This is a genomic window from Virgibacillus sp. L01 (assembly GCF_052246775.1).
In the GTDB taxonomy this organism is placed as follows: domain Bacteria; phylum Bacillota; class Bacilli; order Bacillales; family Amphibacillaceae; genus Lentibacillus.
The window spans coordinates 113,087-139,473 of sequence record NZ_JBQQCP010000006.1 but is presented as its reverse complement, the minus strand read 5'-3'; the positions used below and the strand labels follow the sequence as shown (position 1 = coordinate 139,473).

Below are 26,387 nucleotides of genomic sequence, written 5' to 3'. Positions count from 1 at the left end.
CCCCTCCTCTGCTGTACATTTAGAATAAAAGAAATACAATTCCAGCACAGCATTTATTCTATGAAAAGAGGTTATTTAAGGTTGAATGGAGACTATTCTTGTTGAATGGAACTTAATTTAGCCCTAGCATTCCTTTTAATTCTGCCATTTTAGTCTTTGACAGAGGTATTTCCGATTTCTTCGTATCCTCTAGGACTAAACTAAAACTATTGCGAGTCCATGTCACTACTTCACGAACCTTTTGTAAATTGACAATATAGGAACGATGGCAGCGAAAAAAGCCGTAAGCCTGTAATCTTTCTTCAAGCTCCGTTAATGTAAATACGCAAGGAAAACCTTCACCCCTGATATATACGTGCGACTGTCCACTATTACTTTCAATATAATCAATTTCTGGGGGGTCAAACAGGACAATTTTTTCATTTACTCTTGTTGGGATTTTATTAAATCGAATAGGTATACCTTGTTCTTCTTCTAGTATATCTCCTTTATCTTCTCTAATGGAACCACTCGATGGATCATTCACGTTAATTTTATATAAACCCTTTTCATCTAAACGGTAGGTAAAGTCAGTTAAAGTAATCGCACTTTCCATATTTCCTGTTAAAATTAAAATACTTTTGCCGTTTTGCAGTAGTTCTCTGAGCACTTTTAATAGGAATCGTTTCGTTTCACCATCAACATTCTGATCTGGCTCTTCTAACACGATTAATGAAGGATCGTGAAAAAGTAACCGAGCCATTTGAACCCTTCTTTTTTCAGAATAAGTTAGTTTACTTGCTCTTTTATGTTTAATTGTGGCTAATTGTACACGATCCAACATATCGTCAATCATGTAGCTCGAACTATATAATCTTCTGAAAAACTGAAAATTATCCTTTATGCTTAAGCGTTCATATAAACCGTCATCAAAAAAGGAAATTCCAACTTGTGAATGGTAAGCCGACTTATCAAGCGAAGCTATTTCTCCATTAACATTTATCTTTCCATTTAAAGTGGCAATTTCACCCATTATCATACGTAGTAACACATTGCGCACATTTGTATTTGAATAAATAGAAACCGATTGTCCCTTTAAGATTTCTAAGTTAAATTCAGGAAATACAACCGTATCTTCAATCTGTTTCTCCAACTTTTCAATCGTTAATACTACCATGAAAAACACCTTCCTAATTGAAAACTGCTATTATCTACCACCCAATCTATACAAGTCATCTTTAATACCGTACTTTTGTGTGATTTTCGTTAGGGCAACATCATGATAGTAATCTTCAGTAAAAAACGTAACAAGCGATCGGGACTGTGTTCGGTTAGCTTGCCACTTTGCATCTATTGGCTCTTGTTCCTTCCTGTAGTTTCCGATCATGGATTCGAGCGGAAGGGCAGTATAAAGTCGCTTTTTTTCAGTTGTCGATTCGAGAATTACCCCTTTCTCCGTTATGCGGTGAAGAACTTCGTATACTTTCGAACGTGGGGTACACCAGATCGTTCAGCTAGCCGTCACATCCAGGGGCTACTCCACTGTAACGAGTGATGATTGATATACCTGGCTTTCTATTTTGTAAATCCGCTACTTGGTTAATTATTACTTTTTATCATAGCATAGAAGACACCACTTTGTAGGGGTGTTTCTTTGAAAAAATCAGCTACATACTATCGCTTTCTGAGACAATAAAAATAACCCTCTATAATTACGTGAGGATTATTTTTTAAAGATGTATTCGGTTTGGTTTGCTTCCCTTTTAAGTTGTAAAGTAACACTGTTAAACGTCTGTAAATTTAGGATGCCGGAGATATTCAATTATATCTCCGGCTTTTATTTTATACAAATCGCCTGTGCTTCTTATTCCCATCATACGAGAATACAACCTGTTTTTCCTCGACATAGGTTTCCATATGCACATCACGCCCCCATAGCTGATAGATGTATGGGAGTCCATTTTCAAGGTACTTTAGATTGAGCTCAATTCCCTCATAGCCATGGACAAGATAAAGCTCACCATTCCGTAAGTAATTACCATTACTGTTGAAAATCATCCAAAAGGATTTAATCAATATTTCTTACAGAAAAGACTTGAAAAATAGTTATTCACCTAAAGGGTACAATAGTATAACAAGGGATCGTCAATTATGGCAATCCTATTCTTCTGAAGAATTATTGGAATTTTATGTTAGAATAAGTACGTAAATTAATGTACTTAAAGTAACGTAGCAGGTTAGTATAGTAAAAGTAACTATTATTACACATAATGAGTATCAAAAACACATATTGGAAGCGATAAAATGGTTAAGGAATTCATAAATATTGGTTTTAATGTTGAGTCATTTATTTATATTTTTGGATATTTGATTGGATTGGTTATTCTTATTTTATTTTTAAAAATAAATTGGAAAAAATATGGTTTATTATTTATCTTATCTGCATTAGTTGGCAACATACTTTGTTATATCTTTGTCAAATTAAATTTCTATTCATTTCCATATTTGTTATTACCGAAAATACTAATTATGCCCCTTACTTCCATTACATTATCTTTTCCAATAATGGTTCTAATAGCTGTACGTTATAGCCCCGACCACTGGGGATGGAAAATACCCTTTTATTGGACAATCGTTCATATAGGTATGTTTTGGGAAACATGGGCATTAGCAAATACAAGATTAATCGAATATAATTTTAAATGGGATTTTTGGGATTCTTATACTTGGTGGTGGATATTTTTCTTGATTTTTGAATGGGTTGGAGGAATTATAGTACCCGAAAATTCAAGAAACCCTATTAACATTCAGTTTTTAAGATTCGGTAAACTAGGGTGGGCAATTATTCACTTCATTTTAATTGTGACAGTTTTTCTCGGAGGTTATTATTTAGGCTCTCTTTAGATAAAACAAAATAAATTAAAAAACTAAAGGGTGCGATTGTTTAATGATATTGGCTTATTGAACTAACGCCGCAGAAGAGTTGAAGAAGAAGAACTTAGTAATTGTAAAGGGGATTTGTATGCCACAAGGGTTACTGCATCACATAGAGTTATATGTTTCAGATTTAGAACAAACCGTTGAATTTTGGGGATGGTTCCTAGAAGAATTAGGTTATACTTCTTTTCAAGAATGGGAGAGTGGTCACAGTTGGAAACTGGGTGACACTTACATCGTTTTTGTTCAAGCAGAAGATAGGTTTCTGGACCCTCCATATCATAGATGTAGAGTAGGGCTTAATCATCTAGCATTTCACGCATCATCACGTCAACACGTAGACGAGATTACGAACAAATTGAAAGAAAGAGAAGTTAACATTCTTTACTTAGATAAACACCCGTTTGCTGGGGGAAATGATTATTATGCCGTTTATTTTGAAGACCCAGATAGAATAAAAGTAGAGCTAGTTGCTCCTGAATAGAATTTTACTACCTGGTGCCTTAGTTCAAAAAGGAATTGAAAATAAACAGAAGAAAAATCTCAGTTCAGTGAATTGAGATTTTTTAATTTTAATTACAAATATAACTACAAAACACGCTACAATTCTAGGTACATTTTATAATGTAATTTCGAGTTTTGCGATAGGAAACGGAACCCGTTATCATAAGACGCTTTTTTTTTACGTTCAGAACCATTGTTTTTTCATAGAAAAAGTTGAAACTTTTTTATAATATTTTCACTCTAATAAGCGGGAAGGAGGTCAAACTGATGAATGAACTTAAACTTATTAAAAAGGCGATAAAAGGAAACAAGGAATGTCTGGAGGAACTTCTTATTTTACACGGTGATCAGTTGTACCGTACTGCTTACTTATACGTTCGGAATCGTGAAGATGCTCTGGATGCTGTCCAAGAGACATCTTACAAAGCTTTTTTATCAATTGGTCAATTAAAAAATGAAAAGTTCTTTTTAACTTGGCTAACAAAAATACTTATAAACTGTGCGTATGATGTATTAAAAATGAGTAAGAAAGAATTACCTTTGAACAATTTCGTCGAGCTTACTGCAGATAAAAGAAAAAAAAGTGAGGAGAACCTAGACTTATTAGAGGCAGTTAATAGGCTAAATGAAAAACATAAAAATGCTATTTTTCTTTTTTACTTTCAGGATCTCCCTATAAGTGAAATAGCTAAAGTGATGAACATACCTGAAAATACGGTTAAAACTTATTTGAGTAGAGGGAAAGAACGATTAAAAAAATTGTTAGGAGGAATGAACTATAATGAAGAAAAAATTATTTAAAGAAGTATATGAGAAGATTGAAGTACCTAAAGATGATGTTTTAGATGCAATAAAGGCTGGAAAAGAACGTGTTAGTCATGATGTATCTAAAAATAAAAAAAGTGCAAGAAAAATTGTATGGTCTACAGTTGCAGCTGCAACTTTATTTGTTTCTTCCAGTTTCATTTCTCCTTCTCTATCTCACGTAATGGCGGAAGTACCCTTAATTGGGAATGTGTATACTGCTTTTAATGATGCTGTAGGTCGAAGTTTACATTCACAAGATTTGATAAAAGAATTGAATCAAACCTCTAGTTATAAAGGTGTAGATGTATCTATTACGAATGCTTATTATGATGGAGCTGTCGTAGGAGTCACTTTTTCTGTTAAAGGAAATGTTAGAACAGAAGAAGATGGCAGCGTTCAAGGATTTTATGAAATATTTGATGGTAAAGGTGGCATTTCTGATAGTAAGGAACTAGTATATATGGAGCCATCAGAAAATGGTTATATTGGGCATATACAATTAAGCTATCCTAAAACTGAATTACCTTCAGAAACTTCTTTCCCACTTGAATTCAAAAGGATAGGTGGAAAGGAAGGAAGTTGGCGGTTCGACGTTCCAATAAATCAATTACCATATCAGACAGTAAATGTTGACAAAGGAACCAAAGAAAAAGATGCAGGGGTAAATGTTCATTTCGATTCAATTATTGAAGGTAAAGCATCAACGGCTATTAATTATACTGCTACTTTTCCGATTGAAGGAAAACATGATCAAGTACGACTAGAGGCTTATGATGACAAAGGTGAGGAAATAAATATCTCCACAGACGGAATAGATCTAGAAATTGTCGAAGAGAACAATAGAATTATTGTTAAAGGTAGAAGTATTATACCACAGTCAGTAAAGGGAGAAACTAGTTATATAGAGGTGCTTCCTAAAGTGGCATTAAGTGAACCTGATCGTTTTATTAAATTAGATGAAGCAACTCCAGTTGAAATTAATTCTGAAAGGCAAGATTTAGCTGTTGAAATGGGAAATATTACCGTTCAGGATAAGAACATCACTTTTGATTTTCAAATAAATAATGGTAATAACATGAATCGACACTTCACGTTTTTTAGTAATTTTGCTCGCAATGATGTTACACTGGTTAAAGAATCAGAAAAAGATATTTATAAGAAGCCGATCAAACACTCAGTTGAAGTAATTGACAAAAACGACTTGAAATTTACAAGCACATATGATATTAGTGAAATTAATGATTTCAGCAAAGATAACTATGTAATAAGAGTTAATATGGGATCATTGAGTGCCAATATTCCTGTTGAATTAGAGAAGGTTAGGATTGATTTGAATTAAATTGAAGAACTTATAAAAGCCAACCTCGTTATACGAAGGTTGGCTTTTATCGAAAATAAAACTTAAAAGATTGTCATGGCTTGTTTCCTTTAACTCTATGTTGCTTTTTATAATTGAATCCTAAATGAAGGTATATTATCATTAATTGGCTAAAAGCTTGGTGGGTTTGTGAATTATTACACTTAAACTATCGGGTGCGATTGTTCAATAAGAATAGTCGATTCTTGTGCTAACGCCGCAGCAGGATAGTTTAACAAATAATTAAAATATAAGGGGGAATTATAATGCCATTAGAAGAAGGAGTTATGGGTCTGTTAATTGCTGGATTTGTGGTTGTTATGGGGATTACCATATTAGTTACTGTGTTACTTTGGGTGAAAAATAAAAATAATAGTATGGGATACATCTCGACTTTACTGCATTTACTGTTAGTCTCTTTTGCAGTGAATTTTGCACTAAAGGCTATTGCTTTCGACTACAATCATGCGATGGCATCAGAAGAAATTTCTTTCCAAGTAGGTATTGCTGGGGTTATTTGGGCATTGAGTATGATTTGCTTAGCAATAGCATTATTTAGTTTTTCAAAGGAGAGAAAGGAAGGTGTTTCCTAAGCAACCGGGTGCGATTATTCAATTGGGGACAGTCGCTTCTCGTAATAATTACCACATACATTAATCAAACCAACTTTTCTAATACTATATTGAAATCAGCAAATCACCATTGTTTATTATTTTTTCAGAGGAAGGGTTAATTGACATTTTCCCATTACAAACTATCCCTATGAGTAAATCATCTTTATCTAAAAATTTATTCTGACATTCTCTAAACTGTTTTCCGATCAAGTGATTAGGAACAGGTGAAGTTTTATACTGTTGGGAGATTATTTGTTCAATAGATGACCTATTTAAACAATCAGTATACGTTCCATGGAAAAATATGCCTCCCATAAACTCATTAGCTCGGATGATAGTAGTAGCTCCTGCTCTTTTAGCATTTTCAATATGTTTTTTTGTGTGAAGTTCTGTTATGATTTTTACATTCGGATTAGCTACTCTTATAGATATAGTAACTAGAATACTGTACTGATCTGCCACGTCTTCTCCTTCAGTAGACTCTGAAGTCACCACAACCGTCTTAGCATGTTCGATATCTGCTCGCTCCAGCGTATCCCTTTTAGAGGCATCTCCTTTTATAAACGTAAAATTAAGTTCTGGCGGGTTATCTAGAGTTGCGTCAATCAATACTACTTTTTCTTCCTCTTTCTTCTCATTAATTTCCTTAATTAATTGCTTGGATCGTTCATTCCAGCCTATAATTACTTGGTGATTTTTCATTTTCACACCTCATCTCTGGTTATTATATTACCTGTTGTGTACGAATAATAACTATATATATAATTACTCCATCAACCAGTTAATATTTCTTCTCTTGCATATCGAACATTAACTTTTTTATGGTTTGCTATAGAAAAGGCTAGTGTCAATGGTCCGACTTTACCGATAACCATAATAGTAATAATTATTATTTTACCAACCGAAGTTAAATTTCCTGTTAATCCCATGGATAAACCAACAGTACCAAATGCGGATACAGCTTCAAAAACAATCATAATAAACGAAGCATTTTCAGTTATATCCAGAATGAAAATGCCTATAAAAACAAAAGTAACACCAATGACAGTAATGGCTAATGAGCGGACGACCGTTGAATCAGTAATTGCCCGTTGAAAAATGCTTATTTCACTCTCCTTTTTAATAAATGAACTAACGGAGAGCATAAGTGCGAGAAATGTGGTCAATTTTATCCCGCCACCTGTTGAGGCACTACCCGCACCAATGAACATTAATAAAATTATAAAGAACAGGGTCGAGTCATTTAAACTAGCTATCTCAAGTGTGTTAAATCCTGCAGTCCTAGGTGTTAATGCTTGAAAATAGGATGCTTGTATTTTATCACCTAACGGGAGGTTACCAATTGTGTTTGGGTTATCAAATTCTAGTGATAACACAAAAATTATTGAAATGATATTTATTACAATCGTGCCAACGACCATTAGTTTTGTATGTAAGCTGAACTTTCCAAACGTTTTCTTCTTCCAAATATCGAAGATTACTGTAAAGCCTATACCACCTAGTATGAATGAAAATGTAATAATTATATTTATAATTGGATCTCCAATAAACCGTGATAAACTATCTGACCAAGTGGAAAAACCCGCATTATTAAAAGCAGAGATGGAATGAAATAAGCTAGCAAACAAACCACCCTTCCAGCCTAGAATGGGGACCCAACGGATTGATAGCAAGGTAAATACAATAGTTTCAACTATTATGGAGAATACTAGGAGTTTTTTTGCCAGAATAATCACGCCACCGATTGAATTCTGGTTTAATGATTGGGTGATTAATACATGTTCCTTAAAACCAATCTTTCTACCTGCCATTAAAAAAATAAAAACGGCAAAAGTCATGATTCCTAATCCTCCAAGTTGAATCAATAGAAGAATAACGATTTGGCCAAATAAAGTAAACGCTGTTCCTGTATCTACTACAATAAGACCAGTAACTGTCATTGCCGATGTTGCTGTGAATAAGGCATTAAGAACTGTAATATGTTCAGAAGTAGCAAAGGGTAACTTTAATAATAAAGTCCCTATAAATATAAAAGTCAAAAAGATCAATAATAAGAATTGGGGAGGATCTAATCTTTTTATTATGTTTTTCTCATTCAACTAGCTACACCCCCTCACTCTCAAAATGTTCAAGATTTTTATTACTCCCTATTGCAATTAAAATATCGGTACTAATAATTTTCATATCAGCCGGGGGCGAGATTAAAATATTGTTGGAGCTTCTTTTAATTGCTATCACACTACAATTGTACTTAGCTCGTATATCTAATTCCGATAATGTCTTTCCGGCAATTTTTTTACTAGCTATAATTTCCACGATGCTATACTTATCAGATAACTCTATGTAGTCAGTTACTTTATCTGATACTATATGGTTTGCAATACGAATCGCCATGTCACGTTCAGGGTGAATTATCTTATCAGCACCAATCTTTCTTAACACTTTCTCGTGATATTCATCCTGTGCTTTCACCCAAACTTGTTCTATTCCCATTTCTTTCAGGATAAGGGTTGCTAAAATACTGGATTGTATACCCTTGCCAAGGCTGATAATTACACAATTAAAATTACTGATTCCCACGGTTTTTAATGATTCTTCATCTATAGCATCTAATTCTGCAGCATGGCTAACTAAAGATGAAAATTCTTGAACACGTTCTAGGCTTTTATCTAAAGCCAGGACATCAACACCTTGGCTTACCAACTCCTTACACAAGTTTCCACCGAAACGCCCTAACCCAATTACTGCAAATTCTTTACGTACTGGTTTTTGCTTCAAGTTGGTACTTCCTTTCCTTGTTAGGGTGTTATTTACAGTATCTACATAATTTTAAATTAATATAAGTTAAGTGTTATCTTACAAGTATATTTTGTATTGGATTCTTACAATTAAGTTGATAGAACGTAGTTGAAGTGATTATTAGAAACCATTATGGAAACAATAATCATTTAAATCTCACTAACTTTATATTGTGCTTTTTCATGTTAAGTTTTATTATGTAGTTATGATTTTTGAAAAGGGATAGTTTAAATGCGAGTTAAGGGGTTTTTTCAGTGATGTCAGCATTCAATTTATTTATAAATCGTTTATCTACTATTCATCTCATTGTTCTTTTTTACTTAATTGCAGTTTTGTTTTCAACAATTTTAATAAGCATACCTTATTTTCATCAAACAGGTGTAGGCTTGTCCTTTATAGATACATTATTTACTGCTGTAAGTGCAATAAGTGTTACCGGATTAACTGTTGTTTCAACTGCAGAAACATTTAATGTTGCTGGTAAAGTAGTCCTTGCTATAATTCTGCAGTTTGGTGGAATTGGAATTATGACTTTAGGAACTTTTATATGGATATTACTTGGAAAGAAAGTTGGGCTTCGAGGAAGACAGTTAATTAAGATTGATCAAAATAGAACCACGTTTTCCGGATTGGTAAAATTAATGATAAGTATTTTTAAAATAATACTTATCATTGAATTATTTGGAACAATCGTTTTGAGTACATATTTTTTGAGTTATTTTGACACATGGCAAGAAGCATTGTTACAGGGTTTTTTTGGTGCTGTGAGTGCAACAACTAATGCAGGATTTGATATAACCGGATCTTCGCTAATCCCTTTTGCTCACGATTATTTTGTGCAATTTATAAATATGCTTCTGCTAATTTTAGGAGCAATCGGATTTCCTGTACTAATAGAGGTTCAGGATTTACTTAGTGGAAATTATCGGGATATTAATAATAAATATCATTTCTCCCTTTTTACAAAAATAACAAGTTTCACTTTCTTCAGTCTCTTACTTGCTGGCTGGCTATTAATTTATATTTTAGAACGCAATGCTTTTTTAGCAGGCAAGCTTTGGCATGAGAAATTATTTTATAGCCTGTTTCAGTCCGTTACCACAAGAAATGGTGGTTTAGCTACAATGGATGTTAGTGAATTCACTATTCCGACATTGCTAGTTATTTGTATTTTAATGTTTATCGGTGCCTCTCCAAGTAGTGTTGGTGGGGGAATTAGAACAACAACTTTTGCTATTATGTTATTAGCGATTCTTAATCATGCGAAAGGGAAATCAAGTATTAAGGTGTATGGAAGAGAAATTGATCCAGATGATATTTATCGGTCCTTTATTGTAATTACAACGGCAATTATGCTTTGTGCAACGGCAATTATTTTCTTAGCGAGCATTGAGCCTTTTCCAATCATAGAAATAATTTTTGAGGTTTGCTCAGCCTTTGGGACGACTGGACTTTCCATGGGAATCACCTCAGAGTTAAGCACTATCGGTAAATGTGTCATTATTTTCATGATGTTTGTAGGCAGAATTGGAATATTCTCATTTTTATTTCTTATGAGAGGTAAAGAAACAAGGGATTTATATCACTATCCAAAGGAGAAGGTGATTATTGGCTAATGGATATAAAGAATACGCTAGTTGGAGGTCTAGTGGGTTTATTTATTGGTACTGTTTTATCAAGGATTTCGCTATTGATAATTATTAGTAATTTTCACGTTCTTTATATAGAGACACATCCAAATATTTATAGCATTATTGTCAAAATAGTATTTATTATTTTAGGAGTTATTATAAGTAAAAAAATTATTTAGTATTGAAATTTATTAATTTAAATATGTTATTATCTGACTCTAGAAAACATTGTTGTGCTATCGGCGCTTTAATTTAACAAAAGATATTAGTAATGAAAAATGGCATGGAAAAATTTCCAAGTCATTTTTTCTGTGAATTTTTATGGTAAAAATTATGTAAGTATTGGTGAGATTTAACTTGCGAATCACTGTTTTCACCTCACAAGACTAAGCAGCGTGGAATCTAAGAAAGCATCGAAAAAAGATTTTAAACAGTCTTATGGAATAGCAAGAATAGGGACAAATTGACCTACATAAATATGGGAAGGAAGAGTAATATCAGGAGGGGATATATTGACGAATCCAATTGTAACGAAATCCTTGGATGAAATTCAATTTTGGTCGAGAATCATGAAGGAGCATGCTTTATTTTTAAGCTTGGGATTCACCTATGAACAAAATCGATTAATTGAAGAAGCCCAACAGTTCATTACCCTTTTTGATCGAATAGAAGAAAAGTTGGCAAGGTTTTCTGTAAACTCAGATCTGCGCCAAGTTCAAGCTTTTAACAAAGAGGTTTATCAGGCAGCTGTTGCCATTTGGAGTTACAAAAGAAAAGTTTTAGGGTTAACTTTACGTTGTGAAATTCAATCAAATAACTTTCCTTTATTAGTCGACCATATTAGCAGAGAAGCAGCTTATTTTGCCAACAGATTAAAAGACCTCAACGAAGGAAAACTTGTCCCCGAACCTGATACGATTATCCAAGAAAATCTATTCTTCTTAAAGATTATGGCAGACCATTCCAAATTTATCGGACATCTTTTAGATCCTTCTGAAAGACAGCTAGTGGAACAGGCAAGAGAATTCAGCCATGATTTTGATCAACTGGTTTTCCAGGCCGTTGATTTAGATTCTATGCGTCCGCAATCTGAAACTGTTCCATTACTGGATCAATTCCTCGATCAAAATAGAGTCTCAGTAGTTTCATTACGGGATTTTAAGAAAACAGCAAGAGATTTAATAGAGGCTTGTCGCATTAAAAGTAATATTCATCCACTCCTAGCTGATCATACATTTAGAGAAGCTGAAAGATTTCTGGAAATTATAGATTTATTTGAGAGCCATCTTTCAACATCAAATCAGTAGTAAATGAGAATTTGTGAATAAATGTTAAACAGATTTTAAGTTGTTAAAATTACACCTGTGTAGTTAAATTTACAAATTGAAGATGCCGGAGATATTCAATCATATCTCCGGCTTTTATTTTATACAAATCGCCTGTGCATCCTATTCCCATCATACGAGAATACAACCTGCTTTTCCTCGACATAGGTTTCCATATGCACATCACGGCCCCATAGTTGATAGATGTATGGGAGTACATTTTCCAGGTACTTTAGATCAAGCTCAATTCCCTCGTAGCCATGGACCAAGTAAAGCTCACCATTCCGTAAATAATCGCCATTTTCAACCTGTATATATGGAAAGCCGCCGTTAACCCTCATCGAGATAAGCTGGTCTCGGACTTTTTCATAATCCTTTTCGGTAATCCGGTAATCTCTTCCTTGCTTTTCGAACAAATACATATCTTCCTCTTGCACCATTTCCTTTGTTAAATAGTTTCGAATGAAGGAAATGTCTGACTCAATTTCGCGAACTTCAAACATCTTTTCCCTTCCTGATCCAGGCTTGACGCCCAATTCTCTCATTTCTTTTGTCGGGTTGTTGTAGCGTTCCTCAATACTTTCAAACATTTTTAATCCTAGATAGTATGGGTTAATTTGTTGTCTGGAAGGCTGCACAACCCCGGCATTCAATTTAGAAAACTCGACTACTTCATCAGTTGTTAAATCCATTTCACGCAAGATTCGTTGATGCCAATACGAAGCCCAGCCTTCGTTCATGATTTTCGTTTCAAGCTGTGGCCAGAAATACTGCATCTCCTCACGCATCATCGTTAATATGTCACGTTGCCAAGTTTCAAGTTCACGACTGTACTCCTCGATAAATAATAATATATCTTTTCTTGGGTTTGGGGGGAACTTTTTTCGTTTACTTCTTGTGTTTGGCTGTTGATCTGCTTCGCTTTGATCCAAATTCCATAAGTCATCATAGGCTGTTTTAACTTTTGGCGTTGCCTCCTCTTCTTCCTCTTCTTCCTCGGCCTGGAACTGATGCCTTATTATTGAAGGATCAATATGTTCTTGAATCGATAAGACAGCATCCAGAAATTGCTCTACGACATCCTTGCCATATACCATTTCGTAATTAGCAATTCGTTCGGCGGTTGCAGTCATGCTCTCTACCATGTCCCGTCTTGTATTTGCAAACCGGGCATTATTTTTGAAGAAATCACAATGTGCAAGTACATGAGCAATTATGAGCTTATTTTGAATATGGCTGTTTGTATCGAGTAGAAATGCATAGCATGGATTTGAGTTAATAACAAGTTCATAAATCTGGCTGAGACCAAGATCATAATGCATCTTCATTTTGTGAAACTGTTTTCCAAAACTCCAATGACTGTACCGTGTTGGCATACCATATGCACCAAATGTATAAATAATATCAGCAGGACAAATTTCATAACGCATCGGATAAAAATCAAGACCAAATTCAGACGCAATTTCCGTGATTTCATCTATCGCGCGATTAAGTGCCTTTGTTTCCGTCAAAATAATCCCTCCAGGTGTGCTTTCTATAGTTTATGATGCCAGAAAGGAATAATGAACTATCGGATAAAAGAAAGTGTTGCACTTATTTCATCTAAGTGGGGTTCATCCGCCCACAAAATAAAGTAATTGTACGTTTCTCCACCTAATTGAACCGGATTAGGATACCGGATGATTAGGGCAGCTTGATTCCTCATTTCAGTTGGCTGGTCTCTGGATGGGAAAATAAAGCATGCCTCTTGTGATTGAATTTGTGTGTTAACAATTCGTGGTGCAGATCCATAAGGCATTAACTGGTGAAATGCTTCATTTTGGCAAACTTGATCGATCGTATTATCTGATGATATTGCCGAAATCTGAAAAAATCCATCTGGTCCCTCATATCTTTCTGCTGTTACGCTTTGCCAATTTGCCGGGTATTGAAACCGAACATTATATTCATTGTTCGTGTAGGTTTTTTTCAATGAGGATCTTGGTGTTGGTGACCACTGTAATGCCATAATCAACACACCCGCGATCAGCCGAATCGGAACAGGATGTGTTAAATCCATCATCCACATTTCAGTAGCGAATTCCTGCTCGTTACAACCTGACAAGTAGGCAATTCTTCTACCATCATTTGACCATGTCACAGGCGTGGCAAAACAATTTGAGATTGCCCTAGTGCCATCGTTTTGCCCTTGATTTCCAGCAGTTCGAATTAACGCGAAATACCCTCTATCTTCAAAAGCGGTAGCGCTGTAGAGAATTGTTTCCGAATCAGGTGACCACTCCGGAAAATAGTTTTTCGCAAGCGGGCCTCCCCGTACTTCAAAGACATTACCTGTTGAAATCTGTACAATAAATATTAGCGAGATACTTACACCGGGAGTTGTATAAAGGGCATACAGGCCATCAGGAGAGAGACGTACATTATTAAGCCTGCCACCAGTGTTTTGCGTGATTTGCCGCTTAGCAGTTCCATCCTGCCTAATACGGTAAAGCTGACTTATCCCTGATTCATCAGGAGCCTGAAAAAGGAGTTCTGTACCATTTGGAAACCATTGAGCATCTGTCACGCCAGGCTGACTTATTCGCTGTACCTGGTGTGTGTCAATATTGTACAAAACAATTTCATCCTGCTTTGTATAGGCAAGCTTTAGACTATCAGGTGACCAGCTTACGTAATTACCTGAGCCCTCTTCAAATTGGTCAATACGCGCAATGGTTCCTTCCTCTAAGTAAGCGACATAGAGAATTGAATTTTTGCCAACAAAGGCAACCTTGCTGCTATTTGGCGACCAAAAAGGTACCGAAAAAGATTCTCCTAAACCTGTTGTAAGCTGTGTATTAACACCGCTCGTAAGGTTATATAACCAAATATCGAATCCTTCCCCAGTGTTTGCTGTGTAAGCAATTGACCCGCTTAACCCAGGCGGTGCATAAGGAATAATTAACCTCATCCCAGGAAAAATAGCATTTGTTGGTAACCGATTCACATTTCTAATTAATTCAGTGTTAACGCGTCCTCCAGTAGTAACGTTGAACCTTCTGCCAATCTGAAACAGCGTATCCCCAGGTTGAACAACATAGTAAGCTACACCAGGTGGAACCTTCAACAACTGCCCTTCCTGAATAATATAAGGGGGTTCAAGTCCGTTTGCTTCAATAATGACAGATGGCGAAACTCTAAACTGCTGGGACAACCTATATACCGTATCTCCAGACCTTACGCGAATAACATCAACACCAGGTGGTACAGAAAGCTGTTGTCCGACATTAATTGTGTAAGGAGCCAATATATTGTTTGCTGCAATTAATGACTCAACTGGCAGTCCCCATCGGTTTGCAATCTGATACAATGTATCCCCAGGATTGACTGTGTAAAAAAGTTGCATTACATTCACTCCAGAATTAAATTATTTAAACTCTCATCCATTGCCTATAGACTATTCAATTAGATAATTGGAGGTTCGGATCTTCAACAGCTTATGAAAATATTTTCCTGAATTATTAATTCAATCATGGAAAATATAAAGTCTAGGAGGGATTACCATGGACCAGCATTTTTTATCGGTTGAAGAATTTAACGAGTTATTAAATAACTGGAATGGACAAACGATTAAGATCTCTAAAATTGAAATGGATGATGTAGACGAAACAATGATACAGCTGAAAAATATTTCCTATGCTACGAACACGAGAAGAATTGATGACTATGAACCGATGCATGCGTTGCAATTTAATGGAACAGGTAATGTTGATACCGATTCAGAAGATCCTCAACCATTGCCGTCAGAACTATATGAAATACCACTGGAAGACTCCTCATTATATGAATTTGATGGATCCAGTTTCTTACTGAGCACATCCAGAGGGGTATATAAGATTGAACTTGCCTAAGGGATATTATTCGACAAAAAACGGGCAGTGACAGGCACGAAAGAAAAACCGGGAAGTGCATACTCCCCGGATACTTTCCTATGCGTTTACTTCTTGTTTTTGGAAGAATTCTTTTAGTGCGTGATACACGTCTTGTTTGCCTTTGAGGATGAAATGGCGGAATTTTGGATTTTCCAGACTGCTGTAGGCTCTCATTAATGTTGATTGCCGGTTATACATGTTCACTTCTGCATAACCAAACATGTTGGAAACATCCATGATCTCATTAACTAACTTAATACAATTTGGGTTATCTGATGTTATATTTTCACCATCTGAAAAGTGAAATGGATAAATGTTATACCGGTTCGGATTATATTTATCGTCAATAAGATGCAATGCTTGGCTGTAGGCTGACGAACATATCGTTCCACCGCTCTCACCTTTTGAAAAAAATGCCTCTTCTGATACAACTTTTGCTTCTGTATGGTGGGCAATAAATGCAATGTCTACCGTTTCATATTTGGAGCGCAGGAATTTCGTCATCCAGAAAAAGAAGCTCCTGGCCAAGTATTTCTCCAGCTTTCCCATTGATGCACTCGTGTCCATCATTGCAAGAACAACTGCTTTAGATTCCGGTTTTACGACGTCATTCCACGTCTTAAATCGTAAGTCATCATTATAAATAGGTGTAAGTCCGGGGTTTCCTTCTGTTGCATTCCTTTTGATTGCCGTTAAAATTGTCCGCTTTTTATCAATGTTACCCATGAGTCCTTTTTTGCGGACGTCATTAAATTCGACTTTTTCGGTCTTAATTTCAGCCTGTTCCTTTTGTTTCAGATCAGGTAATTCCAGCTCTTTAAAAAGAACCTCTTCTAATTCTGCTAGTGAAACTTCTTTCTCATAATAGTCTTTTCCAGCTTGGTCGCCCGCTTTTTTTCCATCTCCATCGCCGCTGTCACCACTCGGATCACGAGCAATGACATCGCCTATTTCACTATCTCCATCGCCTTGCCCTACATGTTTTGTTTTATCGTGATTGTATCGGATTTTGTATTCATCTAATGAACGAATTGGAATTTTAATTATATCGCGACCATTTGACATAACAATGTTTTCTTCACTTACTAAATCTGGTAAGTTATTCTTAATAGCATCCTTTACTTTATCACTATGACGCTGTTGATCTTGATAACCTTTACGATGGAGGGACCAATCTTCCTTGGAGACGGTAAAACTTTCTTTATCTTCCTTCATATCAATCCCCTCCTGCAGATATAGTTTATTCATAGTATGCAAGGTCACCATTAAAGTGTAAAAAAATAACAAGACCTTGAGAACATGTAGTCTTGTTATTTCCAGCGATCCTTTATTTAGCGGTTGAGTAAGCTTCCTACATAACGCAACAATTCATTGGCTGAGATGGAGTTGTAGCCATGCTCATCGATCAGCCTTGCAACAACTTCATTAATCTTCTTAAGTTGTGATTCATCCGGTGTCTGTGATGAAGTTGTTATTTTAACGACATCCTTTAAATCGGCAAACAATTTCTTTTGAATCGCTTCCCGCAGACGGTCATGCGAATTATAGTCAAACCGTTTTCCTTTTCTGGCATACGCAGAAATCCGAATGAGAATCTCTTCTCTGAACGCCTTCTTAGCATTTTCCGAAATACCAATTTGCTCTTCAATCGAACGCATCAGTTTTTCATCTGGCTGCATTTCTTCGCCGGTTAGTGGATCCTGCAGTTTATTTTTATTACAAAATGCCTCGACATTATCAAGATAGTTATTCATTAACGTTTTTGCAGATTCTTCATAGGAGTATACAAATGCTTTTTGAACTTCTTTCTTAGCAATTTCATCATATTCTTTTCGAGCAACAGATATATAATTCATATAGCTTTCCTTATCTTCATCCGATATCGATGGGTGCTGGTCTAACCCCTCTTTCAGCGAACGTAAAACATCAAGCGCATTTATCGCAGGGACATCTTTACGAATAATTGTAGAAGAAATCCTGTTGATTACATAACGCGGGTCAATTCCATTCATTCCTTCATTCGGGAATTCCTTCATCAACTCATCAATATCAATTTGGTTAAAGCCTTCGACACTGTCTCCATCATACAGACGCATCTTCTTGACGAGGTCTATCCCTTGTTTATTGGAGTCACTCAACCTTGTCAAAATAGAAAAAATTGCAGCGACCCTTAATGCATGTGGAGCGATATGAACATGTGCCATATCACTTTCATTAATCATTTTTTCATAAATACGTTCTTCCTGGCTCACTCTTAAGTTATAAGGAACCGGCATTACGATAATACGCGAATGCAGTGCTTCATTCTTTTTATTGGATATAAATGAACGGTACTCTGCCTCGTTTGTATGCGCTACAATAAGTTCATCAGCGGAAATCAGCGCAAATCTGCCTGCCTTGAAATTGCCCTCTTGAGTCAGTGATAACAAATGCCAAAGGAACTTTTCATCACACTTGAGCATTTCCTGAAATTCCATCATTCCGCGGTTCGCCTTATTCAATTCACCATCAAATCGGTATGCCCTGGGATCCGATTCGGAACCATATTCAGCAATGGTTGAAAAGTCAATACTTCCTGTTAAGTCAGCAATATCCTGTGACTTTGGATCTGACGGACTAAACGTTCCGATTCCTACACGTTTATCCTCCGAGAGAATAATCCGTTCAACCTTCACGTCTTCTATACGTCCATCGTATTCCTTTTCAAGTCGCATTGAATTCAATGGTGACAGGCTTCCTTCAATGCGAATACCATATTCTTTTGCAAAATCTTCCCGCAAATGTTTTGGAATAAGGTGGAGTGGATCCTCATGCATGGGACAGCCTTTAATAGCATAAACCGCACCAGCATCTGTTCTGGAATATCTTTCGAGGCCACGCTTCAGCATTGTTACGATTGTTGACTTCCCACCACTAACAGGACCCATTAATAATAATATTCGTTTTCTTACATCCAATCTTTTTGCTGCAGGGTGAAAATATTCCTCTACCAGCCTTTCAATTGAATCTTCAAGCCCAAATATTTCTTCCCCAAAAAAGTCATACATTCTTTTGCCATCTTTTTCTGACAGCCCGGAGCTTTTAATCATATTATAAACGCGTGAATGAGCTGTTTGGGCAACTTCAGGCCTTTCCTTCACAATATCCAGGTACTCAGCAAATGTTCCTTCCCAATTAAGCCTTCTCTCTTCTTCACGGTGGCTTTTCACCTTGTTTAGTATATCCATCCTGTTCCCTCCATCTAGGGCGTGGTTAATATAATCTTATGCGGAAGGCTTATTTAACATGCTGACTAGTTTAGTTTAATCATTGGCTGAATCCTTACAAACTTATTAATTTGTACTTATAATAATCACCTTTTAACAAAAACTATTAGTAAACTTGGCTTTCGTCGAGCTTTTAATAGCGAAAGCCCTAGTTACACTTATACAGGAAGACCTTCGTAGCTACTAAAAATAAATAAAGGATGGATGCTGATGAACGTAGCAGAATTACTCGTTAAATGCATGGAACAAGAAGGGGTTGAATATATTTTTGGGGTTCCAGGTGAGGAAAACATCGATGTCATTAATGCGCTTTACGACTCTGAAATTGACTTTATCGTAACAAGACACGAAACAAGCGCTGCTTTTATGGCTGGTACATACGGCAGATTAACCGGGAAACCGGGAGTTTGTCTAGCTACATTAGGTCCTGGTGCAACAAATCTTATGACAGGCGTTGCCAATGCCAATATGGATCATGATCCGCTCGTTGCGATTACCGGCCAGGCTGGTTTAGGACGGCATCATAAAATATCCCACCAGTACTATGATTTGATCAATATGTATGAACCTGTGACAAAATGGAATGCCCAAATTAAAACAGGTGAAATTACGCCAGAAGTCGTTCGCAAAGCTTTCCAGGTAGCAGGCCAGGAAAAATGGGGAGCAACACACATTGATCTCCCTGAAGATATCGCCGACATGGAGGTTGATGCATCTCCAATGAAACCAACCGACAGACCGCATACGAAAGCAAACCCGGAAATAATCAGACAAGCTGTGAAGCTGATTCAGGAGGCGGAGCACCCAATTGTTCTTGCCGGGAATGGTATTACCAGACAAGAGGCGATCAGTGAAATGCGTTCTTTTGTTGAGCAAAGTAAGCTTCCAATTGTACATTCTTTTATGGGTAAAGGTACGATTTCATGGAAAAATGAGCAAAGCTTGCTGACAGCAGGGATTGGGGGACAGGATTATATTACGTGCGGATTTGACAGTTCTGACTTAATTATTACTATAGGCTTTGACATGGCTGAATATTCCCCTAAGGATTGGAACCCGAATGGCAAAAAGCCTGTTATTCATATCGATACCGAGGAAGCAGAGACAGATGAAAATTACCCGGTTACGCTAAGTGTTTTAGGAGATTTAAAAGCAAATCTTCAGCAATTGGGAGAGCAAATCGATTCTACTGACAGGAATATGGATTGGGTGGCAAATGTAAGAAAAGAAGCTTTGGACGAATTTGATTCATTTAAGGATGATTCCAGTTTTCCAGTAAAGCCACAAAAGATCATTGCCGATTTACGGTCTGTTTTAAAAGAAGAGGATATTGCGATATCTGATGTAGGTGCCCACAAAATGTGGATGGCTCGAATGTACCACTGTTACGAGCCAAATACGTGCCTGATATCGAACGGTCTCGCTTCTATGGGTGTAGCTGTTCCAAGTGCAATTGCAGCAAAAATGGTTCACCCGGAACGGAATGTTGTGGCGGTATGTGGCGATGGTTCTTTTCAAATGACAGGTGCTGAACTGGAAACAGCTAAGCGACTGAACCTGCCAATTATCGTCTTAATGTGGAGAGATGATGGGTATGGGCTGATTGAATGGCACCAATTAAAGAAATTTGATCGTGCATCCTATATTAAATTTGGTAATCCCGACTATATTAAACTTGCTGAATCATATGGATTTGAAGCAATGAAAATAGATAAAGCGGAAGATTTGAAGCCTGCACTGGAAGAAGCGATAGCAATGAATAAACCTGTGTTTATCGATTGCCCAGTTGATTACAGTGAGAACATGAAGTTAACCGAGAAATTAGGAGATATTATATGTTAGCAATAAGGAAGGAGGATATCAATGATAGGTTCGATTATTAATGGTCAGGAGCGCAATACCAGTGAAAATATCATGGATGTTATCAACCCATATAACAAAGAGAAAGTGGAAGAGATTGCACTAGCTTCCCGGGATGATCTTGAGGACGCGATCACTAACTCATTTGATACGTTCCATAACACAATGAAAAGCATGACAGCACATGAGCGTTCTGATATTTTGCGCAAAACTGCAGATTTAATGGAAGAGAATACCGAAGAATTTGCACAAACGATTGTTAAAGAAGCGGGAAAACCAATTACGTTCAGCCGAAGCGAAGTCGGGCGTGCAGTCCAGGTTATCCGCTTCGCATCAGAACAGGCAAAACACATCTCTGGTGAGGTAGTGCCAATGGATGCAGCAATAGGCGGTGAAGGACGACTCGGATTAGTTAAACGAATACCGCTAGGCGTTATCGGAGCAATCACTCCCTTTAACTTTCCATTAAACCTATCGTTGCACAAAATCGCACCAGCAATTGCAGCAGGGAATACCGTCATTTTTAAACCAGCTGAAAAAACACCAATATCCGCTCATATGCTTACAAAATTATTTACAGAAGCTGGCCTCCCAGATGGGGTATTGAATCTAGTGACGGGAACGGGGAAAGAGGTTGGGGAACCACTTGTCCAACATGATAAAGTACACAAGATATCCTTCACCGGAAGCTTACCCGTTGGCAGGTCGATTAGAAAATCTGCTGGGCTAAAGAAAGTTACCCTTGAGCTTGGTTCGAACTCACCTAATTTACTTTTCGAGGACACAGATGTAGAACAAGCGGTTAAGCTTTTAGTCAAAGGTGCTTTTGCCTTTTCGGGTCAGGTATGTATTTCAGCACAACGGATTTACGTCCAGAAAAATATCTATGATCAGTTTCTGAAGCAATATATTAAACAAACAAATGACTTAAAGATAGGAAACCCGGAGGATGAAGACACTGATATAGGGCCAATGATAAGTGAAGAAGAAGCAGAACGAGCCAAGCAATGGATTGACGATGCCGTGGAGAATGGGGCAACAATAGCAGCCGGCGGTGAGCAAAACGGGACCATATTAGCGCCCACCATCATGACAGATGTTGATAAAAACATGAAAATTATCGCCGAAGAAGTATTCGCACCAATTGTATCGGTCATTCCATTTGAGACTGAGGACCAAGTTATTGGATTTTCCAATGATTCTATTTACGGGCTGCAGGCAGGTGTCTTTACGAAGGACTTGGACCGCGCGTTGCGTGTTGCCGATAGTCTTGAGATGGGCGGCGTATGGATTAACGAAATATCAACATATCGCCAGGACAATCACCCATATGGCGGCGTTAAACAAAGCGGTATTGGAAAAGAAGGCGTGAAATACGCCGTTGAAGATATGACCGAGTTGAAGTTTATCGGTATGAAATTGAAACAATAAACGTAGATGGAGCATTGGATTGCACAGGCGCGCAATTTAATGCTCTTTCTTTTGATGCAATAGGCTTTTGTTAAGTGGAATTGTGATATATCGACCGGGATTGTGGTTTATCAACCGGGAATTTGGTTTATCAACCGGGAATGTGGTTTATCGACCGGGAATTCGGTTTATCAACCTGGAATGTGGTTTATCGACCGGAAATGTAGTTTATCAACCCACAATGTGTTTTATCGACCGGAAATGCGGTTTATCAACCGAGAATGTGGTTTATCAACCGGAAATGCGGTTTATCGACCGAGAATGTGGTTTATCAACCGGAAATGCGGTTTATCAACTTGGAATGCGGTTTATCAACTGAAAAACCGGTATATCAACCGGGAATGCCGTATATCAACCGCAAAAACGATATATCAACTTGAAATACTAGATATCAACCAACCGCGAAACAAGAATTAAAAAAGCGGTTCAACCAAGGATTTACACTCCCTGACTGAACCACTTATTTATCAAAAGATCAGCTGTTATACCCGTCGTTCTCATATATCTTCGCTGCAATACTCCTGTTTCGATCGATTGAGCCTGAGAATGAATGACTCATGACCATGGAATACACCTGATTTCTGATTGCATCGTTATTTTCGAAGAGCTCCTGATCAAGCTGCCTTACGATGACTAGCACGTGGTTATATGCTTCTTCAAGTGACGTTTCCATCAACATCTCCTTTAGTAGCGCTTCACCTTTTGAAGCGATCTCTTTCTTGGTACGCAGCACTGCCGACTCGGATGCATACAAGTGGATAGCCACGTCTGATAGTTTCATGAGGACTTCTTGCTGTGTTTCCAACTGCTCGCCAAATTTCTTGCGAGCAAGCTCTACTAGTACAAGATAGATCGCCCTTAAATCCTCGATTAGCTTTACGTGTTTATCCTGGTCATTGTGCTCCTCTTTTAACCGTTGAAAAGCATTCGTTACCGCTTGCTCATAAGGAAGTTCTCCTTTCAGTGACTTTTTCAAAAACTGTCCTGTTAAGAGTAAGCGATTTACTTCATTCGTTCCTTCAAATATACGATTGATCCTGGAATCCCTGTATATCTGTTCAATCCGGTATTCATTGATAAATCCTGCTCCGCCATGTAGCTGTAGGCCTTCATCAGCTAAATAATCCAATGTCTCCGATCCATATACTTTACACACAGCACATTCCAGGGCATATTCCGATAAACCGGCCGCGACAACTCGTTTATCCGCTTCCTGGTCAAGTCCTTTCATTGCTTGCTCCAATAAGGCAGACGTTCTGTATTGCATTGATTCAGACGCATAAATTCGAGCTGCCATCTTCGCTATTTTTTCCTTGGAAGCTCCAAAGTCAGCAAGTGCTTGCTTGAATTGCTTCCGTTCCTTAATGTGGGATACTGTTTCTTTTAATGCATACTTTGAAGCGCCTACACAGGCTGATCCAAGATTAAACCGTCCAAGATTTAAGACAGTAAACGCAATGATGTGTCCCCTGCCAATTTCTCCAAGCAGGTTTTCAACAGGTACTTCACAATCTTCTAAAATTACGGACCTTGTTGACGAGCCTTTAATTCCCATCTTTTTCTCCTCGGGTCCAAGCTTTAATCCTGGAAAGTCTTTTTCCACAATAAAAGTAGTGAACTTTTCTCCATCCACTTTTGCATAAACAATAAATGTATCCGAAAAAGAGGAGTTCGTAATATATATTTTTGTGCCATTTAACAGGTAATGTGTTTTTGCTTCGTTCAGGACTGCAGTTGTTTTCCCTGACATCGCATCAGACCCTGCTTCAGGCTCTGTTAAACAGTAAGCACCAATATATTCTCCGCTTGCCAGTTTAGGAAGATACTTTTCTTTCTGCTCGGTTGTCCCGTAATAGGTAATTGGCAGTGTTGCAATACATGTATGGTTGGAGTGTGCTACGCCATAGCTTCCAGTCCGTCCAATTTGCTCACCGACAATACCTTTGCTAATCTTATCAAGTCCCAGGCCACCAAATTCTTCTGGGATGCTGTGGGCAAGCAACCCAAGATCTCCTGCCTTCTTCATCATGTCAACGACAACATTAAACTGCTGTGCTTCAATCTCTTCGTGACGTGGTTCAACTTCTTTAATGGCAAATTGCTGTGCTGTCTTTTCAATCATCTTATGTTCGTCTGTTAAATCTTCCGGGAAAAACGCTTCATTCGCTTCTATCTGATTAACTAAGTAAGAACCACCATAATTTCCGGTTTTAATAGTTGCCAAATTATTCACTCTCCCTATTGGTGCTTAAAGTTCGCTTTTCTTTTTTCAATAAATGCCTGTACACCTTCTTTAACATCATCGGTTTGAAAGATATCCGTAAAGAGAGTTGCCTCTCGTTCAATGCCATCCGTCAGATTCATCTCGATACCTTCGTCAACAGCTTGTTTAATCCTTGATAGTGATTGGAGTGATTTGTCAGCAATTTGATTTGCTAGATTCATAGCCTTATTCAACCCATCACCAGTTGGAACAACATGATTCACTAACCCTATTTTCTCGGCTGCGTCTGCTGTAATCGGTTCACCGGTAAACATAAGCTCTTTGGCTTTTGCTTCCCCAACAAGCCGGGGCAGTCTTTGGGTTCCACCGCCACCTGGGAATAAGCCAAGCTTTACTTCCGGAAGACCTATTGTCGTATGTTCCTCGGCAATACGGATATCAAAAGTTAAGGCAAGTTCACAGCCACCGCCAAAGGTAAGTCCATCAAGTACCGCAATTGTTGGCTTTGGCAAGTTGTCCAGATTATTTAACATGTTATGCATTTCCATCACACCTGACCGCATATCAGGATTTCCAATCATGTTTGGAAATTCCTTTATATCCGCTCCAGCCATAAATGCTTTCGTTCCCGCAGTAGTAAGTACAACACATACCACTTCCAGATCAGCTTCCACCTTTTCCGTAATCTCTTTTAACTCTTGTTGTACCTGTTGTCCCATAACGTTTAATGGTGGGTTATCAATCGTTATGACCGCAATGCCATTTTCTTTTTTAAAAGAAACGAGTTGTCCCATTTATTTCTCCCCTTTCGTATAGTCATACCAGCCCTTACCTGTTTTTCTGCCAAGGTTTCCTGCTTTCACTTTTTCCTCTACCGATTTTGCCGGTTTGTCTTTTGGATCTCCTGTTTCCTGATAAAGCTGGAGGTTTCCGTAATATCCAACATCAATTCCAGACAGATCCATCAACTCGAATGGTCCAATCGGATGCTTTAACGCCTTTTTGGTAATTAAATCAATTGCTTCAAAATCCGCATAGCCTTCCTCGTACAAGTAGAGCGCTTCTTTTGATATGGCAAATAGTAGACGATTTGCGATAAAACCATAGATTTCTTTTTCCAAAAGCACTCCGGTCCGGCCAATCTGCTCGCAAAAATTCATTGCTGTTTGTGCAGTTTCGTCTGACGTTTGATCACTTTTAACAACTTCTACACAATCCATTACAAGTGGCGGGAAGAAGAAATGCATATTCAATACTTTTTCAGGCCTTGTTGTAACCTCAGCAAGCTTGGAATTGACTATTGTTGAGCTATTTGTTGCCAGTATAGCTTTTTGCGGTGCAAGCTTTTCCAGTTCGGAAAACACTTTTCGTTTTACATCCAGTTTTTCAACTACTGCTTCAATTACTAAGTCAGCGTCCTTTACAGCCGCTTCCAGACTTGTTGTTGTGTGGAGACTGGTAAAAGCAGCATTCTTCTTTTCCTCGGTAATTTTTTCTTTATTGACCCATTTTGCCATGTGTCCTTCCAACTGCTCTTTCGCTTTGTCCAAGGCACTTTCCTGAATATCCTGCAGATGTGTTTCGAACCCTCCAAGCGCACTAAGCATAGCAATTTGATGACCCATGGATCCTGATCCAATAACTGCAACCTTATGTATCGTTTTGTTCTTCATAGCCTTTCCTCCTCCTTAGTTAAGACAGAG

At 37.5% G+C, this 26,387-nt stretch carries 23 protein-coding genes and 1 pseudogene; 11 read left to right on the top strand and 13 right to left on the bottom strand.

Features of this window, described 5'->3' with window-relative positions; all coding sequences use genetic code 11:
- Positions 1-112: 112 nt before the first annotated feature.
- The 3 genes and pseudogenes from ACTWQM_RS12700 to ACTWQM_RS12690 all read right to left on the bottom strand — a co-directional run.
- Entirely contained in the window at positions 113-1,156 is a 1,044-nt protein-coding gene (locus tag ACTWQM_RS12700) for a LytTR family transcriptional regulator DNA-binding domain-containing protein (RefSeq protein WP_443258532.1), read from the bottom strand.
- A gap of 30 nt (positions 1,157-1,186) precedes the next feature.
- Positions 1,187-1,366, bottom strand: a complete 180-nt coding sequence (locus tag ACTWQM_RS12695) for a hypothetical protein (protein WP_443258531.1) — start codon at positions 1,364-1,366, stop codon at positions 1,187-1,189.
- A gap of 455 nt (positions 1,367-1,821) precedes the next feature.
- A pseudogene (locus ACTWQM_RS12690) lies at positions 1,822-2,025 on the bottom strand (stage V sporulation protein R); the annotation flags it as partial.
- Between the two features lie 258 nt (positions 2,026-2,283).
- Here ACTWQM_RS12690 and ACTWQM_RS12685 point away from each other — a divergent pair.
- The 5 genes from ACTWQM_RS12685 (at position 2,284) to ACTWQM_RS12665 (ending at position 6,177) form a co-directional block, all read left to right on the top strand.
- Positions 2,284-2,883, top strand: a complete 600-nt coding sequence (locus tag ACTWQM_RS12685; RefSeq protein ID WP_443258530.1) for a CBO0543 family protein — start codon at positions 2,284-2,286, stop codon at positions 2,881-2,883.
- Positions 2,884-3,001: 118 nt separating this feature from the next.
- Positions 3,002-3,400, top strand: a complete 399-nt coding sequence (locus ACTWQM_RS12680; protein WP_443258529.1) for a VOC family protein — start codon at positions 3,002-3,004, stop codon at positions 3,398-3,400.
- A gap of 287 nt (positions 3,401-3,687) precedes the next feature.
- A complete protein-coding gene (locus ACTWQM_RS12675; protein WP_443258528.1) occupies positions 3,688-4,221 on the top strand; it encodes a sigma-70 family RNA polymerase sigma factor in 534 nt (177 codons plus the stop codon).
- Positions 4,202-5,566: a DUF4179 domain-containing protein gene (locus ACTWQM_RS12670; RefSeq protein WP_443258527.1), complete on the top strand. Its 1,365-nt coding sequence runs from the start codon at positions 4,202-4,204 to the stop codon at positions 5,564-5,566. The genes ACTWQM_RS12675 and ACTWQM_RS12670 overlap by 20 nt, the downstream gene beginning before the upstream one ends.
- Positions 5,567-5,850: 284 nt before the next feature.
- The gene (locus ACTWQM_RS12665) at positions 5,851-6,177 is read left to right on the top strand and encodes a hypothetical protein (RefSeq protein ID WP_443258526.1); all 327 of its coding nucleotides are present in this window, start codon (positions 5,851-5,853) and stop codon (positions 6,175-6,177) included.
- Between the two features lie 84 nt (positions 6,178-6,261).
- Here the strand turns inward: ACTWQM_RS12665 and ACTWQM_RS12660 are convergent, their stop codons facing one another.
- The 3 genes from ACTWQM_RS12660 to ACTWQM_RS12650 all read right to left on the bottom strand — a co-directional run bounded on the left by ACTWQM_RS12660 (position 6,262) and on the right by ACTWQM_RS12650 (position 8,976).
- Positions 6,262-6,900 (bottom strand): NAD-binding protein, encoded by a 639-nt coding sequence (locus tag ACTWQM_RS12660; protein WP_443258525.1) that lies wholly within the window; start codon positions 6,898-6,900, stop codon positions 6,262-6,264.
- A 71-nt stretch (positions 6,901-6,971) separates the two neighbouring features.
- Positions 6,972-8,297 (bottom strand): TrkH family potassium uptake protein, encoded by a 1,326-nt coding sequence (locus tag ACTWQM_RS12655; protein ID WP_443258524.1) that lies wholly within the window; start codon positions 8,295-8,297, stop codon positions 6,972-6,974.
- Between the two features lie 4 nt (positions 8,298-8,301).
- Complete coding sequence (locus tag ACTWQM_RS12650) at positions 8,302-8,976, bottom strand: potassium channel family protein (protein WP_443258523.1); 675 nt, start codon at positions 8,974-8,976, stop codon at positions 8,302-8,304.
- A gap of 278 nt (positions 8,977-9,254) precedes the next feature.
- Between ACTWQM_RS12650 and ACTWQM_RS12645 the strand changes: the two genes are divergently transcribed.
- Both ACTWQM_RS12645 and ACTWQM_RS12640 read left to right on the top strand, forming a co-directional pair.
- A complete protein-coding gene (locus ACTWQM_RS12645) occupies positions 9,255-10,613 on the top strand; it encodes a TrkH family potassium uptake protein (RefSeq protein ID WP_443258522.1) in 1,359 nt (452 codons plus the stop codon).
- Between the two features lie 527 nt (positions 10,614-11,140).
- Positions 11,141-11,935: a DUF2935 domain-containing protein gene (locus ACTWQM_RS12640; protein ID WP_443258521.1), complete on the top strand. Its 795-nt coding sequence runs from the start codon at positions 11,141-11,143 to the stop codon at positions 11,933-11,935.
- A 119-nt stretch (positions 11,936-12,054) separates the two neighbouring features.
- Here the strand turns inward: ACTWQM_RS12640 and ACTWQM_RS12635 are convergent, their stop codons facing one another.
- On the bottom strand, positions 12,055-13,464 hold the full coding sequence (locus tag ACTWQM_RS12635; protein ID WP_443258520.1) for a SpoVR family protein: 1,410 nt from the start codon (positions 13,462-13,464) through the stop codon (positions 12,055-12,057).
- 56 nt (positions 13,465-13,520) lie between these two features.
- Complete coding sequence (locus ACTWQM_RS12630) at positions 13,521-15,338, bottom strand: LysM peptidoglycan-binding domain-containing protein (protein WP_443258519.1); 1,818 nt, start codon at positions 15,336-15,338, stop codon at positions 13,521-13,523.
- Between the two features lie 157 nt (positions 15,339-15,495).
- Here ACTWQM_RS12630 and ACTWQM_RS12625 point away from each other — a divergent pair, with 157 nt between their 5' ends.
- Positions 15,496-15,843, top strand: a complete 348-nt coding sequence (locus ACTWQM_RS12625; RefSeq protein ID WP_443258518.1) for a hypothetical protein — start codon at positions 15,496-15,498, stop codon at positions 15,841-15,843.
- 78 nt (positions 15,844-15,921) lie between these two features.
- Here ACTWQM_RS12625 and yhbH read toward each other — a convergent pair whose 3' ends face one another.
- Complete coding sequence (yhbH, locus tag ACTWQM_RS12620) at positions 15,922-17,079, bottom strand: sporulation protein YhbH (RefSeq protein ID WP_443258517.1); 1,158 nt, start codon at positions 17,077-17,079, stop codon at positions 15,922-15,924.
- A gap of 116 nt (positions 17,080-17,195) precedes the next feature.
- Positions 17,196-19,091 (bottom strand): PrkA family serine protein kinase, encoded by a 1,896-nt coding sequence (locus ACTWQM_RS12615; protein WP_443258516.1) that lies wholly within the window; start codon positions 19,089-19,091, stop codon positions 17,196-17,198.
- Between the two features lie 249 nt (positions 19,092-19,340).
- Here ACTWQM_RS12615 and ACTWQM_RS12610 point away from each other — a divergent pair, with 249 nt between their 5' ends.
- From ACTWQM_RS12610 to ACTWQM_RS12600, 3 genes are all read left to right on the top strand, one after another.
- A complete protein-coding gene (locus ACTWQM_RS12610; RefSeq protein ID WP_443258515.1) occupies positions 19,341-20,972 on the top strand; it encodes an acetolactate synthase large subunit in 1,632 nt (543 codons plus the stop codon).
- Positions 20,973-20,993: 21 nt separating this feature from the next.
- Complete coding sequence (locus ACTWQM_RS12605) at positions 20,994-22,421, top strand: aldehyde dehydrogenase family protein (RefSeq protein ID WP_443258514.1); 1,428 nt, start codon at positions 20,994-20,996, stop codon at positions 22,419-22,421.
- Positions 22,422-22,503: 82 nt separating this feature from the next.
- Positions 22,504-22,779, top strand: a complete 276-nt coding sequence (locus ACTWQM_RS12600; protein WP_443258513.1) for a hypothetical protein — start codon at positions 22,504-22,506, stop codon at positions 22,777-22,779.
- A 156-nt stretch (positions 22,780-22,935) separates the two neighbouring features.
- On the opposite strand, the gene ACTWQM_RS12595 is transcribed toward ACTWQM_RS12600, so the two are convergent.
- Genes ACTWQM_RS12595 through ACTWQM_RS12585 form a run of 3 tightly spaced genes read right to left on the bottom strand, consistent with a single transcriptional unit; the run spans position 22,936 to position 26,357 of the window.
- The gene (locus ACTWQM_RS12595; RefSeq protein ID WP_443258512.1) at positions 22,936-24,684 is read right to left on the bottom strand and encodes an acyl-CoA dehydrogenase family protein; all 1,749 of its coding nucleotides are present in this window, start codon (positions 24,682-24,684) and stop codon (positions 22,936-22,938) included.
- A 14-nt stretch (positions 24,685-24,698) separates the two neighbouring features.
- The gene (locus tag ACTWQM_RS12590) at positions 24,699-25,478 is read right to left on the bottom strand and encodes an enoyl-CoA hydratase (RefSeq protein ID WP_443258511.1); all 780 of its coding nucleotides are present in this window, start codon (positions 25,476-25,478) and stop codon (positions 24,699-24,701) included.
- The gene (locus ACTWQM_RS12585; protein WP_443258510.1) at positions 25,479-26,357 is read right to left on the bottom strand and encodes a 3-hydroxyacyl-CoA dehydrogenase family protein; all 879 of its coding nucleotides are present in this window, start codon (positions 26,355-26,357) and stop codon (positions 25,479-25,481) included.
- Positions 26,358-26,387: the final 30 nt, after the last annotated feature.